14 protein-coding genes are annotated in these 13,363 nt (G+C 71.6%); 7 read left to right on the forward strand and 7 right to left on the reverse strand.

The features are described 5' to 3' along the window. Positions 1–9: 9 nt before the first annotated feature. From O7619_RS16470 to O7619_RS16485, 4 genes are all read right to left on the reverse strand, one after another. Positions 10–1,416: an alpha/beta hydrolase gene (locus O7619_RS16470; protein WP_282281793.1), complete on the reverse strand. Its 1,407-nt coding sequence runs from the start codon at positions 1,414–1,416 to the stop codon at positions 10–12. 1,101 nt (positions 1,417–2,517) lie between these two features. Beyond that, a complete protein-coding gene (locus O7619_RS16475) occupies positions 2,518–3,561 on the reverse strand; it encodes a polyprenyl synthetase family protein (protein WP_282281794.1) in 1,044 nt (347 codons plus the stop codon). Between the two features lie 7 nt (positions 3,562–3,568). Then, complete coding sequence (locus O7619_RS16480) at positions 3,569–3,985, reverse strand: hypothetical protein (RefSeq protein WP_282281795.1); 417 nt, start codon at positions 3,983–3,985, stop codon at positions 3,569–3,571. A 64-nt stretch (positions 3,986–4,049) separates the two neighbouring features. Continuing rightward, positions 4,050–4,958, reverse strand: a complete 909-nt coding sequence (locus O7619_RS16485; RefSeq protein WP_282281796.1) for a helix-turn-helix transcriptional regulator — start codon at positions 4,956–4,958, stop codon at positions 4,050–4,052. A gap of 252 nt (positions 4,959–5,210) precedes the next feature. Between O7619_RS16485 and O7619_RS16490 the strand changes: the two genes are divergently transcribed. After that, a complete protein-coding gene (locus O7619_RS16490) occupies positions 5,211–5,414 on the forward strand; it encodes a hypothetical protein (RefSeq protein WP_282281797.1) in 204 nt (67 codons plus the stop codon). A 28-nt stretch (positions 5,415–5,442) separates the two neighbouring features. Here O7619_RS16490 and O7619_RS16495 read toward each other — a convergent pair whose 3' ends face one another. Then, entirely contained in the window at positions 5,443–5,679 is a 237-nt protein-coding gene (locus O7619_RS16495; RefSeq protein WP_282281798.1) for a DUF397 domain-containing protein, read from the reverse strand. Between the two features lie 279 nt (positions 5,680–5,958). On the opposite strand from O7619_RS16495, the gene O7619_RS16500 reads away from it, so the two are divergent. Further along, positions 5,959–6,285: a hypothetical protein gene (locus O7619_RS16500; protein ID WP_282281799.1), complete on the forward strand. Its 327-nt coding sequence runs from the start codon at positions 5,959–5,961 to the stop codon at positions 6,283–6,285. Here the strand turns inward: O7619_RS16500 and O7619_RS16505 are convergent. Both O7619_RS16505 and O7619_RS16510 read right to left on the reverse strand, forming a co-directional pair. Continuing rightward, positions 6,251–6,553: a hypothetical protein gene (locus O7619_RS16505; protein WP_282281800.1), complete on the reverse strand. Its 303-nt coding sequence runs from the start codon at positions 6,551–6,553 to the stop codon at positions 6,251–6,253. The genes O7619_RS16500 and O7619_RS16505 overlap by 35 nt on opposite strands. 147 nt (positions 6,554–6,700) lie before the next feature. Continuing rightward, positions 6,701–7,606 carry a DUF5753 domain-containing protein gene (locus O7619_RS16510; protein ID WP_282281801.1) on the reverse strand — a complete coding sequence of 302 codons (906 nt, stop codon included), beginning with the start codon at positions 7,604–7,606 and terminating at the stop codon, positions 6,701–6,703. A gap of 271 nt (positions 7,607–7,877) precedes the next feature. Between O7619_RS16510 and O7619_RS16515 the strand changes: the two genes are divergently transcribed. From O7619_RS16515 to O7619_RS16535, 5 genes are all read left to right on the forward strand, one after another. Then, positions 7,878–8,870 carry a hypothetical protein gene (locus tag O7619_RS16515; RefSeq protein ID WP_282281802.1) on the forward strand — a complete coding sequence of 331 codons (993 nt, stop codon included), beginning with the start codon at positions 7,878–7,880 and terminating at the stop codon, positions 8,868–8,870. 197 nt (positions 8,871–9,067) lie between these two features. Further along, positions 9,068–10,621, forward strand: coding sequence for a phenylacetate--CoA ligase family protein (locus tag O7619_RS16520; protein ID WP_282281803.1), 1,554 nt, complete (start codon positions 9,068–9,070; stop codon positions 10,619–10,621). A 2-nt stretch (positions 10,622–10,623) separates the two neighbouring features. After that, positions 10,624–11,064 carry a DUF4188 domain-containing protein gene (locus O7619_RS16525; RefSeq protein WP_282281804.1) on the forward strand — a complete coding sequence of 147 codons (441 nt, stop codon included), beginning with the start codon at positions 10,624–10,626 and terminating at the stop codon, positions 11,062–11,064. Continuing rightward, positions 11,061–12,143, forward strand: a complete 1,083-nt coding sequence (locus O7619_RS16530) for a hypothetical protein (protein ID WP_282281805.1) — start codon at positions 11,061–11,063, stop codon at positions 12,141–12,143. Before O7619_RS16525 ends, O7619_RS16530 begins: the two co-directional genes overlap by 4 nt. Position 12,144: 1 nt before the next feature. Continuing rightward, entirely contained in the window at positions 12,145–13,185 is a 1,041-nt protein-coding gene (locus O7619_RS16535; protein WP_282281807.1) for a nitroreductase, read from the forward strand. Positions 13,186–13,363 lie beyond the last annotated feature (178 nt).

Genomic DNA, 13,363 nt, shown 5'->3' on the forward strand with positions numbered 1-13,363 from the left:
ACGCCCGGTTCAGCTCGCGGGGCAGCGGGCGCCCGGGGCGGGCAGCGTCAGGTCGACGAGGTACCGGTCCACCACCGCGATCGTGCAGTCGTTTCGTTCGTACGCGCCGTGCCCCCACCCCTCGTACGTGACCAGGTGCCCGTGCCGGCCCAGTTGCCGGGCCACGTCGGTGGCCCAGGCGTAACCGGTGCGGGGGTCGTGCCGGGCGTTGATCAGCAGCAGTGGCGTGTGGGCGCGCACGTGCAGGCGGTGTGGCGGGTTCCGGACCGGGGACGGCCAGCCGAGGCAGGTCTGCACCGCCAGCAGCCCGGCGCCGTAGCGGACGTCCGGCGCGGCTGCCGCCGCCTCCCGGACCAGGGCGGCGTACTCGTCGTAGTCGCGCACCGGGGCCGGCCAGTCCGCGCAGAAGGCCGCCACCGCGATCGGCAGCTTCACCTCGTCGGGCGGGGTGCCCGCGTCCATCTTCCGGATCTCGGTGGCCAGTTGCGGCCAGCGCGGCCCGGCGAGCAGCCCGAGGGCCACCGCGGTCACGTCGAAGGCGGTACGCGGGGCGTACCCGCCGCGGCCGGCGCGGGCCAACACGCCGGCCCACACCGACCGCACGTCCCGGCCGTGGAGCACACACTCGATCGACCTGTCGCACCAGGACACGAACTCGTCGAACGAGTCCTGGAGCGTCGCCGCCTGGGTCCGCACGAACGGCCGCAGGCCGAGGCCATGGTCGAACACGCCCTCCAGCACGACGGCCCGTACCCGGCCCGGGTACCGCTCGGCGTACTGCTGGCCCAGCAACGTGCCGTACGAGCTGCCGTGGAAGGTGAGACGCCGTTCCCCGAGCGCCCGCCGCAACGCCTCCAGGTCGCGCGTCGTGCTCACCGTGTCCGCGTGCTCGAAGACCGGGCTGGTCGGGCGGCACCTGTCCCACAGCGCCCGGTTCCAGGCCACCGCGGCGTCGAAGTCGGCCTGGTCGGCGAGGGGGATCGGCGGCCGGCGCAGGTTCGGATCCGGCGCGCAGACCGGCGCGGCGGAGCGGGCCACCGTACGCGGGTCGAAGCTGACCAGGTCGAACCGGTCGAGCAGTTCGGGGCTGAACCGGTCGCCCTTGCGGATGCGTTCCACCCCGGAGTCGCCCGGGCCGCCCGGCCCGAACACGAGCGTGCCCACCCGGCGCTCCGGCACCCGCGCGGCCCGGCGCGCCACGGCCAGCTCGAACGTCGGGCCGTGCGGCCGGGCCCAGTCCACCGGCAGGCGGAGCCGGGCGCACCGCACGGCCGGGTCGAGCGGAACGTCCGGCAGGTCGTCGGCGCACTCGCCCCAGACGAGACCCGGTGGCCCGGGATCGGCGCGTGCCGGCGCGGGCGCTCCGGCGAGAAGGGCCAGCACGGCGACGGCCAGGGCCAACGGACGACGGAACACGATGCCTCCTGCGGTGTGAACGTCCGTCCATCCTCGACGCGCGCCCCGCCCGAGTCCCACCGGCGATCCCCCGGAGCCGCCCCTGATCTCCCACCCCACCCCCACACCGGGCAGGTCTCCGCGCGGATTCACGGAAAGCGTGGCTATCTGGCCGCCGGTAGCCACGCTTTCCGTGAATCCGCGCCGAGCTTGGCCGCGTGAAGGGAGAGGGGGCGGTCAGCGGTTGAGGTAGGCGGCCAGGCCGCCGAGTTCCTCGCTGGCGATGAAGACCGACCGCACGTTGAGGATGGCTTCCTCCACGTGGACGGGGCAGCCCCACGCCGAGTCGCCCCAGGAGTCGGCGAGCTTGATCTCGGCCGCCGCCTCGCACCCGGCGGCGCCGCCGAGCTGACACCGCTCGGGGCGCGGGCTGGCTGCCTGCGCGGCTGCCGCGGCGCGTACCCGGCGGTGATCTCCGCGGCGGCGGCGGCGCGCTGCTCGGCCTCGGCGCGCAGTTCCCGTTCCGCCGGGCGAGATCCAACCCGAACGGCTCGGCCCGCTCCACCAGCCCGCCGAGGTCGGAGTCGCCGCGCAGCAGGTCGTCGACGAGTTCGCGGCGCAGCGACTCCTCGTGTCGGACCAGTTCCCGGCGGGCCACCGCGTAGCCCTCGGCGAGCGTGGCCACGGCGGCGTCGACCACGTGGAGGACGGCGTACGCCGCGGCCCGGACCGTCTCACTGTCGGTGGAGCGGTCCAGGTGCGGCAGGTGCCGCCACAGCCGCCGCGCCGCGGACAGGTAGAGGCGCACCGCCCGGCCGGCCGACACGCCCTGCTCGGCCGCGCGCCGGCCGAGGACCCCGACCGCGTCCAACTCGCCGCGGCGCGGCCGGCGGCCGGTCACCGCCGCGTCGCGGAGCAGCCGGAGATAGTCGCCGAGCAACTCCACGGGTACGCCGTCGGCGTCGGCGCTCGCCCCGCGGGCCACCTCCGCCAGCCACGTGTCGTCGCCGCACGCTCCGGACGGCTCCGGCCGGCGGGCGCTCTCGGTCATCGCGGTCCCCCCGGTGCGGGGCCGGCCCGGACACCGACCCGATCCACCCAGGTTAGGCGGCGACCGGCGGCCTACCGGTTGCGCTCCACCACGTATTCGGTCAGGTCGAGCAGGAAACGACCGTCCTCGGTGTCGGCCGCGGTGCCCAGCGCCCGCTGCCCCTCGCGCCGGGCGGCCTCGGCGAGTTCCCGGGCGCTGCGGCGCGCGGACTCCACGCAGTCGTACGCGAGAAGTCGCCGGTGCAGCCAGCGCACGTCGCTCGCGGCGCGTTGTGCCCGGGTCCGGCCCAGGAAGTCGATGACCCGTTCGCGTTCGTCGGCGGCGCACCGCCGCATGAAGTCGATGAGGATGAGCGTCCGCTTGCCCTCCCACAGGTCGCCGGCGATCTCCTTGCCGTAGCGCGCGTAGTCGCCGGTCAGGTTGAGCGCGTCGTCCTGGATCTGGAACGCGGCGCCCAGATACCACCCGTAGCGGTCGAGGACGTCCACCGCGTTCTCCCGGCCGGTGGCGACGAGGATCCCGCTGCGGCACGGATAGATGCAGGTGTACCAGGACGTCTTCTTCAGGCACATCCGGTAGTAGTCGTCGGCGTCCAGGTCGCACACGTTGTCGCGGATCCAGCCGATCTCGATGGCTTGCCCCTCCAGCGAGTGGCGCAGCATCAGCTCGGTCTCGGTGAACAGCCGCCAGGCGATCCCGGAGCCGAGCGCCGCCCGGTTCGCGGCGAGCCGCTGCAACGCCAGCAGGTTCGTCATGTTGCCGACGTTCAACGCCACGCCGACCCCGTACTCGGCGTGCAGGGTCTGCCCGCCGCGCCGCTGCTCGCTCTCGTCCTGGATGTCGTCGTGGATGAGGAAGGCGTTGTGGAACAGCTCCACGGTCACCGCGGCGTTGAGGCCCACCGCCTCCCCGCCGCCGAACGCCCGGCAGGTGGCCAGGCAGAGCGCGGCGCGCAGCCCCTTGCCCCACCGCCGCGGATATTCTGCGACCAGGTCGTAGAGGTACCGGGGCCCGCCCGCGGGCACGTCGTCGAGCAGCGCGTCGAGGGCGAGGCCGCGGTAGCGCTCCAGCATGCGTTCCACGTGCCCGCCGGCCACCCCGGCGGTCGGGGCCATCGCGCCGCTACCGGTCCGTCCGGGCCGGGCCGTCCGGGGTCGGCGACGTCAGCCGGTCCGCGAGCCCGTTGGCCACGTCGGGCGCCAGCCGGGCCAGATTGAGTACGGTGTCGAGCGCGTCGTGCGCGTCCGAGGTGTACCTGCGGATCACCTCGCCGCGCCTGTCGTCCGCCATCTTCAACTGCCCGACGACGGTGTCGATCAGGGCGTGCCCGTCGGTGCGCACCCGCGCGACCAGTTCGTCGAACGCCTCCGGGTCCACCCGGCGGCTCTCGGTCAACTTCTCCTGGAGCCGCCGCGCGCCGGCCAGCCCCGCCGAGAGTTCCTCCTCCAGCACGGTGGCCGCGTGGGTCACCGTCTCGGAGGTCTCCTCGGCCACCTTCTCGAAGCGCTCTTCCGTGCGCTCACGCTCGCCATCAGTCATGGACGGAGTCTGACACCGTGTTGAGGGCAGCGCGCCAGTGATGTGTCGAGATGGTGACTGTCGGTCAAAGGGCTCCATGTTCACCGCCGCTGCTTCTAGGTACACGACGGGATTTTCGAGCCTGGTCAAGGTCCCTTGCGACCTGCCGCGCTCGACTTTGGTCACCGACCCGATTCAGCGCGATCAGTAGCTTCTCGGCGGTCTCGGTGTATCGGGCGTGCCCGGGGCTGGTCTCCGGCCGCCGGGCGGCCAGCGCACGCTCGAACAACTCTATCGCCGCGTCCATTTCTCCCATCTCGGCCATGGTTGTGGCGAGGTTCTCCAGCGTCGCCAAGGTGGCTGGGACGTCGGGACCGAGTTCGCGTCTGCGAGCGTCGTACGTCTCGGACAAAATGCGCCGGGCTATTTTGTACTCATCAAGCTGCGCCAACACGGTGCCGACGTTGTGCGCGGCCTCCAGTGTGCGGGGGTCGTGTGCACCCAGCATTTCGGAGCGAACACTCCGGACTCGCTCGTAAAGACGGCGTGCGGCGGCCAAACCACCCGCTTCCCCGTCCAGGTTGCCGGCGACGTCGACCATCACCTCAAGGGTGAGGAGGTGGGCGGGGTCCGGAAGCGGTCTCGCGGGCGTCCCGCTCTCGGACCGTTGGTCGGGAATCGGCGGCGGCGGGCCTGGTGGCACATCAAGGGTTCGCTTCCAGGCGACTGTCAGTTCTTTGCGGTCCTGCTCCGAGACGCCGCAGGCAGTCGAGAACTGCTCGACGAAGCTCAAGGGTATCTCCCCATCGCCGCTGAGATATCGGCTGATGGTCGTCCTTGAGAGTCCGGCCTGCCCCGTGGCACCGGTGTTCTCCCTGGCGATGGTTCGAATCGACTTCCCGTGCTCCATCCGAATTCGACGTAGCAGTCGGCGGAGGTCGGCTCGTGTGGCCACCGCCTTGGCCAGTTCGCTGATCGTGGAGTCGGTGGTCATCGGTCTCCCAGGTGTCCCGCCCTGTCCCGTGATGGCGCGCCGATGACAGTAGACGGTCGGACAACGTCTCGGGACGGATAGAAGGTGTCCCGATCCCGACTCGGGACGGCCCTCGGTGTCCCGAGTCGGCCGCCCTTTGCCCCAATTCGGAGGGTCCTCGTCCGGTTCGTTGATGGCGGTCCGGGACGCCCGCAGAGTTGTTTCTATTCCGCTCTACCTGGGGAAACGACGTCACAGAAGGGTGCCGATGCAGTGCTTGTCATCGTCGCGTACAGCCTCGCGGAGATATACCCGGCGCAGATTCTGATCTGGCTGCCGACGATCACCGTGATTCTCAAGTTCCTGGCGGCACTCATCGGATTCTCGATGGTGGTGGTGCCGCCCGTAGCCCGCGCGTTCCGGCGCGTGCGTGCCTCGATCGGCCGTCGTCGCGACGATCGGGGCCGGCGGAGCTAGATGGTCGGCAGACCACGGTGCCCGGACCCTACGATCCGGGCACCGTGCTGCTGTCGAAGCCGAGCGAAGGCCGGTCCGGTGTCGATCGAGGCATCCGGGTCAGGAAGCTGCGCCAAGCGTCCCGGCTGACCCGTAACACCGGGCCGGCCGGGTCCTTGCTGTCCCGGACGTTCACCGATGGGCTGGCCATCGAAACCTCCACACAGTTCCCCTGACAGCTTCGGGAGCTCTTGCGCCACGGTGTCGGCGTAGCCGTATCGGCCAAGGATCCTCCTCTGTCAGCGGCCCGGCGCCCCACACAGGGGTTTTACGGGACGGTGGCATGCCTGCTACCGCATCTGAGGTCCGGGTGGAGCAGGCGCGATCTGGCAGCATCGGTGAGTCTAGATAGGCATCGATGTATAGGCTAGCCTCTCTGGCAGGGACTGGATCCTCAACAGAGGCAGGTCGGTCTGAGGAGGCCGTGAGATTGGTGCTCCCGGCTGGTGTCCATCGGCCGGTGTGACCGTTACGGTGACCGAGGTGGCGTGCGGTAGGAGGTGCGGTGCTTGGTGGTGGCTTCGGCGGCAAGCACGCGCCGGTACATCCGCGCATGGTCCACGGCCCGGCTGACCATGAGAGTGACGAGCCTGATTCGTCCACGCAGGAAGACCCGGTCTTTGCCGTCAGGTTGGCTCTCTACGCGTCTGCGGCGGGATTGATCGCGGCAGTGGCCGGGCGCTCACTCGGATCTGCCCTGTTCGCTGAGAACGACTTGGCGCGGGGGGCGACGATCATCGTCGTCATGGCCGCCGTCGGAGGCGCGGCCGGCGTTCTTGCCGAGACGGTCCTCTCCTCTATCTCCAACGGTCAGCGCCGGCGCGGCCACTGATTTGCCGCTTCTCGCGGCGGTCGCGCATCGCGGCCCAGACCAGCACGGTGATCGACGCCGGAAAGAACAGCGCGAACCCCCAGAAGGTGCCGCTGACAAAGGCGAACAGGGTCCCGACGAGGCAGGCGATGAACAGCGTCAGAGCCATGGCGCGAACGAGCATGTCGGACTTGCTCAGCACTTCACGGATGAGCCCGAGCGACGTGAGATGCTCCGTCGTCGGACTCTTGGGGCTCTCCTGACGGAGGGGCAGGTCGCGGTCAGCCATGGCGGCCTGCCGGCTGTTCGATGTCGTCGCGCTCGGGTCGGACGGCAGGCCACGGGACGCACGTCGCTGGCGCATCGCGCTCGCTGTTCATGCGTGTGACCTCCTCCGGTCTGAGTCATGGGCGGTCGACTGGGGGTTGAGGACCGGCTAAATGGCCCGTATCGCTTCGTCGAGCAGTGAATCCAGCTCGGCATCGCGGCATGCCGCGCCCTGAAGGCTTTCGAAGGACGAACTGGCAACCTTGATGCGGGCCTCGTCCTCGCGGGTGGTGAGTTCGCCGGTGGCGTTCTCCTCGTAGAGAAGGGGTGGGTCGTCGACGTCCGGGAAGTCCAACAGGACGTAGGACGAGCTGCCCATCCCGGCGTGAGCACCGCTGTCGAACCGGATGACTCGTAGATCCACTTTGGGGTGGCCACGGAGGGTCTTGAGTAGTTCCAGTTGCTCTCGCATCACGCTGGTGTCGTCGACCTCGGCCCCGACGACCCGGCGGATCACCGACTCGTCGACGACGAAGTGGGCCTTCGCGAGAGCCCCGCCCTTTCGCAAGATCTGCTGACGCCACTGCATCACTTCGATCTTCTGGGTGATCTTCTTTTCCACCTCTGCCTGTTCGGCCTCACCAAGGGATGACAGCCGGTAGTCGTTCCTCAGGACGGCCAGCCGATATCTCGGCGTCTGCAGGAGGCCCGGCACGTAGAACGGCTCGTACGAGTGAAGCGTCTGCGCAACCTGCTCGTTCTCCAGGTATTCACGGAATGCCTTCGAGTGCACGTCGCTCATCTGCGGGAGGCTCGGCCGTCGGGCGACATCGGCCATCTTGGTCAATTCCCGGACCACGCCGTCGTCAGAGAGTCCATAGAGCGTGAGGAGAGCGAGCAGGTCGGTGTGGGAGATTCCAACGTCCCCGCTCTCGATCCGAGTGACCTTCGACTGCGACCACCGCAGCTTCGTTGCCACCTGCTGCTGGGTGAGGCCGAGTGCCCGCCGTCTCCGCAGCAGACGCCGGCTTAACCGTTTGCGCTGGTAGGCCGGAGCTTCCACAAGGTGTTCCATGTCGCCTCCCGATTACTTTCAGTAGTTGGATTCCCCTGTTCGCAGCAGGTAACTACCCGAGCGTAGCGCGAATATGCAGTCCGACTAACCGGTGCGCATATGCGTGATGCGTGCCACGTGCAGGTTTGAAGACCGCGCGGTCGGGGTAGGGCTGACCCCTTCATTGCTGGGCTTGTAGCTAACGGTTACCGTGCGTAGTCGAGTGCCGGTTGACCAGGCAGTCGGATAGGGTTGGCTCAGCGACCATGGTCGGTATGTCGGGTGAATGCGGATGAGGATGAGGCTGCCGCTCCAGGGTGGATTGCCGCCGGTGGAGGCGCCGTCCGGGGCCGTGGAGATCGCCTGTGACGAGTCGGGCTTCTCCGGCACCAACCTGCTCGATCCCGCCACCCCCGTGATCAGCCACGCCAGCGTCGACCTGGGCGCCGATGAGGCCGCCGGGCTGGTCGCGACGCTGCGTTCCGGCTTCCGGTTCGCGCCGCACGAGTTCAAGTCCCGGCAGTTCCTGCGCCGACCCGAGGCGGCCGAGGCGTTGCGGTGGTTCCTGGCGGCGTTGCGCGGGCGGGCCCACGTGCACCTGGTCGACAAACATCTCTTCCTGGTCACCCGCGTGGTGGACCTGCTGCTGGCCGAGCCGTCCTACCTGGCCGGCACCGGGCTGGCCGGGGAACACCGCGCGGACGCCGTCGCGCTGCACCGGGCCGGGCGCGCGGCCGGCCCGGACTGGGACGCCTTCCTCGCGGCCCTCGTCGAGATGCTGCGGACCAAGCGGCGGGACCGGGCCGGCGACGGCAGCGTCGACAGGTTCTTCGCGGCCCGGGACGCGCTGCTGCGGCATGCGCCGGACGAGCCCGTCCTGCGCGCGCTCGACCGGAGTCGGGTGGCCGCCGTCCAAGCCCGCCTGTACGCCGAGGACCGGTCGGTCCCGCCGCCGCTGGAGCCGATGCTGCCGGCGCTGGCCGAGACGGTCCTGTTCTGGAGCGCCGGGCGGCGGCGGGTGCTGGTGGTCCACGACGAGCAGAGCGCGCTCACGGCCGACCGGCTGCGTCGCCTCCAGCGGGCGCTGGCCGAGCGCGCCGGGTTGCCGGCGGGGGAGTCGCCGCTGGCCGGGCTGGTGATGACCGACTCCCGCGACGACCCGCGGGTGCAGGTCGCCGACCTGCTCGCCGGGATAGCCCGACGGACGCCGACCGCCATCGACGACGCCCCCCTGCAACCGCCGCTGTCGCCGATTTCCCCGCACACCGGCCGAACTTGCCCTTGATCGACTCCATCTCGCCGAAGTGGTGGGGTTCGACACGCCGGGATACCGCTACCTCGGGGAAATGGAGTCGATCAAGCCGAGCGCCACCCCTCCCGGCGTGGGGCACGGATCGGGGGGAGCGGTGGGTACGCGTACTCAGGGTGAATCCCGTCTCGCGGCTCAGGTGTCGGCGCGGCGGTGTCGGCAGGATCCTTGGCATGGCCGAGACGCTGCACCGACCCGCCGCCCTGCGTACCGTCGAGATGCCGTTGCCGGGGGCGGGGGCCGCCGGCCGGGCGGTGGCCGCGCTGGTCCGGCTGGTTGGCCGGCACCCGGCCGGGTGGCGGTGGCTGGCCCGGCGGCACCACCCGGTGCTCGACCGGCTGGCCGCGGCGAACGCGCGGGCGGCCTGCGTGCGGGCCGCCCGGCGGGTGCCGGCCTACCGGGAGTTCCTGCGGGGCCGCCCGGCGGGCGTCCGCCGCCGGCTGCGGGACTTCCCGGAGACCGACAAGCTCGGGTACGTGGTGGGCCACGACGCCGCCGCGCGGTGCTGGCGGGGGCGGCTGCCGGAGCGGGGGGTGGTGGTCGACGAGTCGGCCGGCTCGTCGGGGCGGCCGTTCAACTGGCCGCGCGGCGCGCGCGAGTTGCGGGCGGTGCACCGGGACATCGCCGGCTACACCGGGCTGGTCTTTCCGATGCGCCGGCCGTTCGTCATCAACGCGTACTCGATGGGCGCCTGGGCGACCGGGACCACGACGGGCGCGGCGATGGCCCGGGTCGCGGTGGTGAAGAACACCGGCCCGGACCTCGGCAAGATCGTCGACACGTTGCGGGAGTTCGGTCCGGAGCACGACTACCTGGTGACCGCGTACCCGCCGTTCCTCAAGCACCTGCGGGACCGACTGGACGCCGAGGACTTCCCCTGGTCGCGCTACCGGATCTTCGGTAGTTGCGGCGGGGAGGGGATGACCGAGGCGCTGCGGGACTACCTGGAGCAGCGGTTCGTCCGGGTGCGTTCGGCGTACGGGGCGTCGGACCTGACCATCGGCATCGGCGCGGAGACCCGGTTCACGGTGTGGCTGCGGCGGCGGCTGCGGACCGACCCGGCGTTGCGGGCGGAACTGCTCGGCGCGGACGAGCAGCGGCTGCCGATGGTGTTCCAGTACAACCCGTTCGCCTCCTATCTGGAGACCAACGAGCGCCGGGAGCTGGTCTGCACGGCGGGCGGCCGGAACGTGCTGCAACCCCGACTGCGCTACAACGTCGGCGACGAGGCGCTGCTCGTGCCGTACCGGCGGATCGCCGAACTGGCCGCGGCGGACCCGGTGCGGGCGGCCGAGTTCCGCGCCGCGACGGCCGACGAGCGGATGACGCTGCCGGTGCTGCTGCTGTTCGGCCGGCGCGACTCCACGGTGTCCTACCTGGGGGCGAACCTCTACCCGCAGGACGTGGAGTACGGCCTCTACACCGGCAACCCGCACGCCGCCGCGATCAGCCGGTTCTGCCTGGCGCTGGTGGAGGATGCGGCGCTGGAGACCCGGCCGGTGATCCACGTGGAGCTGCGCGGTGAGCTGGCCGCCGCCGACCGCGCGGCGCTGGCGGACGCCTGCCGCGACGGGGTGCGCCGGCACCTCGCCTCGGTGTCACGGGACTTCGCGCAGTCCCTGACGGAGGATCCGACCGCCGGTGACCTGCGGGTGGAGCTGCACGATCCGGGCACCGGCCCGTTCGCCGGCCCGCAGAAGATCAAGAACGCCTATCTGGTGAGGTGACCATGCGTACCCGAGACTTCTCCCGCGCCCCGGCGCAGGCCCGCGCCGGCGCGATGTTCATCGGCGGCACCCGGTACGCGAGCCCGCTGGTGCTGCTGCGGCTGGCCCCGGACTGGTTCCGGATGGTCCGGGACATGCGCCGGATGTCCGGCTACCGCTGGCACACCGTCTACTGGCAGTTCCCGCTGACGTTGGGCACGATCGCGTTCTTCGCCGACCGGGACGCGATGCTGCGCTTCGCGCGGACCCGGCACCACCGCAGGCTGATGGCGTGGCTGACCGACGGCAACCGCAACGCCACCGCCGGGTTCATCCGGCTCTACACGGCCTCGCCGGACGGCTACTCCAACGGGGCGTGGCGGGCCGAGGACGGCGCGATGGGCCACATCGAGGAGTTCACCCCGCTGGGCGCGGAGACGACCGGGCCGGCGGTACGCCGGTGAGCGGCCACCGGTTCGAGCGGGTCGCCGACCGGCGCGGCCTGTGGGAGTTCCTCGCCCTCACCGACCGGCTGTACGCGGGGGAGCGCCGGTACGTGCCGACGCCCCGGCAGCAGATCCGCCGCTGGTGGCGTGACGGCGTGCCGCTGTACGTGCTGCGCGACGCCTCCGGCGCGGTGGTCGGGCGGACCACCCTGCACACCGACGCGGACTTCGACGCGAAGCTGGGCCGCCAGTGCCAGTTGTTCGGGCTGACCGAGTTCAGCGCGCCGGCCGCCGGGCCGCTGTTCGACGCGATCGACGCGCACGCCGCCGCCGACCGCGACCTGCTGTTCGGGCCGGTGGCCCTGCTGCCCAACCAGGCCGGCGGCGTGATCACCTCCGGGTTCGCCGACCGGGGCTTCGTGGACAGCGCCTGGAACCCGCCGCGCTACCCGGCCGCCTACGAGGCGCACGGCTTCACCCGCCGGTTCGTCGCGGACACCTGGATCTGCCCGGTGCCGGCGCCGGACGGGCCGGCGCCCGCGCTCGGCGCGCAGCCCGACGGCGCGCGGCTGGAGCTGCACCGGGGGAACGTGCGGCGGCTCGACGAGCAGCTCGACCTGCTGCGCGGGATGCTCAACGACTCCTTCGCCCAGCTCGGCTACTACACCCCGATCTCGGCGGCGCAGTTGCGCCGGCAGACCGACGGGCTGGCGTACCTGCTCGACGAGTCCCTGCTGCTCTACCTGACCCGGGACGGGCGGCCGGTGGCGTTCGTGCTCTGCGTGCCGGACCTGAGCGAGTTCCTGGTCCGGGCGCGTGGCGACCTGAGCCCGGTCAACCAGCTCCGGCTGCTGGCCACCCGCCGGCGCTACCGCCGGGAGGCGGTGCTGATCATCAAGGGCGTGGTGCCGGAGTGCCAGGGCCGCGGCTACCAGCGGCTGCTCTCCGCGCACCTGCACCGCAACCTGCACGCCGGCGGCTACACGACGCTGCGCAGCACGTACGTCGAGCGGGACAACCCGGCGTCGGCGGCGGCGTACCGGCGGCTCGGCGGCCGGCCGCTGCACGGCTACACCTTCTATGCCAGGGAGCGCTGACATGGACCTCGCTGCGTTCCGCGCGTTGGAGCCGCTGTGCTGGCGGGCCCCGAGCGCGCACAACACCCAACCGTGGCGGCTGCGCTACGAACGCTGGGCGGTCACCGTCGGCTGGGACCCGGCCGACACGCTGCCGGCCGGCGACCCGACCGGACGGGACCTGCGGCTGTCGCTCGGCGCGTTCGTGGAGACCTGCCTGATCGTCGCCGCCGACGCCGGGCTGCGGCTGGACTTCGTGGCCGACCACGACGAGTCCGCGCACCGGGTGGGCCGGCTGCGTCCGGCGCGGCAGCCGTACCGGACGCCGTTCCGCACCCGCGACGTGTGCGAGCGGCGTACCCACCGGGGTCGGTTCGCCGACGGCCCGGACGCCGGCGTGCTCGCCGCCGCCGACGACGCCGCCCGCTGGGCCGGCGGCGCGGTCCGGGTGGTGCCGGCGGCGGCCGGGCGTCTCGGCGCGCTGCTGCGCGCCGCCGACCGGCAGGTGTACGCGGACCCGGCGGTCGTCTCCGAGTTGCGTCGCTGGCTGCGACTGGACCGGGCCCGGCCGGACTACCGGACCGACGGGCTCAGCGACCGCTGCCTCGGGCTCTCCCGGCCGGCCGCCGCCGGGCTGCGGACGGCGCTCGCCGCGTATCCGGTGTTGCGTCCGTTCGGGTTGCCGCGCCTGCTCGCCGCCGGCGACGACCCGCTCGCCCGCGGCGGCACGGTGCTGGCGCTCGTCGCGCCGCCCGACCTGGACGCGGCCGGGCAGGTGCAGTTCGGGCGGGTGCTGATGCGGGTCTGGTTGACGCTGCACGCGACCGGCCTGGCGGCGCATCCGCTGAGCCAGCTCGTCGACGTGGCCGCCACCCGCGACGCGCTCGGCGCGCTGCTGGACGTGGCGCCGGAGCGGATCGCGCACGTGACCCGGGTGGGCCGGCCGGTGGCCGCGGCGGCCCGCTCGGCCCGCCGGGTCGACCGGGCCGATGGGGGGCCCGGTCCCAGGTTTAGCGATAACATTCCGGACTCTCGATGCCCGGAGCGTGTGGTCCGCACCTGACGGGTGCTCGTCAGGAACTTTCGCGAAACCTGATCGTCATATCTTGACGTCGTCAGATCCATCCATGAGAGTCCATATGGGCGGATGCGGCACGCGAACGGGAGCGCGGGTGCCGGCAGGCGTCACGGCATGTGGTGTGCGGGTGCATGGGCAGCGCCTTGTTAACGCTAACAGAAGG

This window comes from Micromonospora sp. WMMD998 (assembly GCF_029581235.1).
GTDB lineage: Bacteria > Actinomycetota > Actinomycetes > Mycobacteriales > Micromonosporaceae > Micromonospora.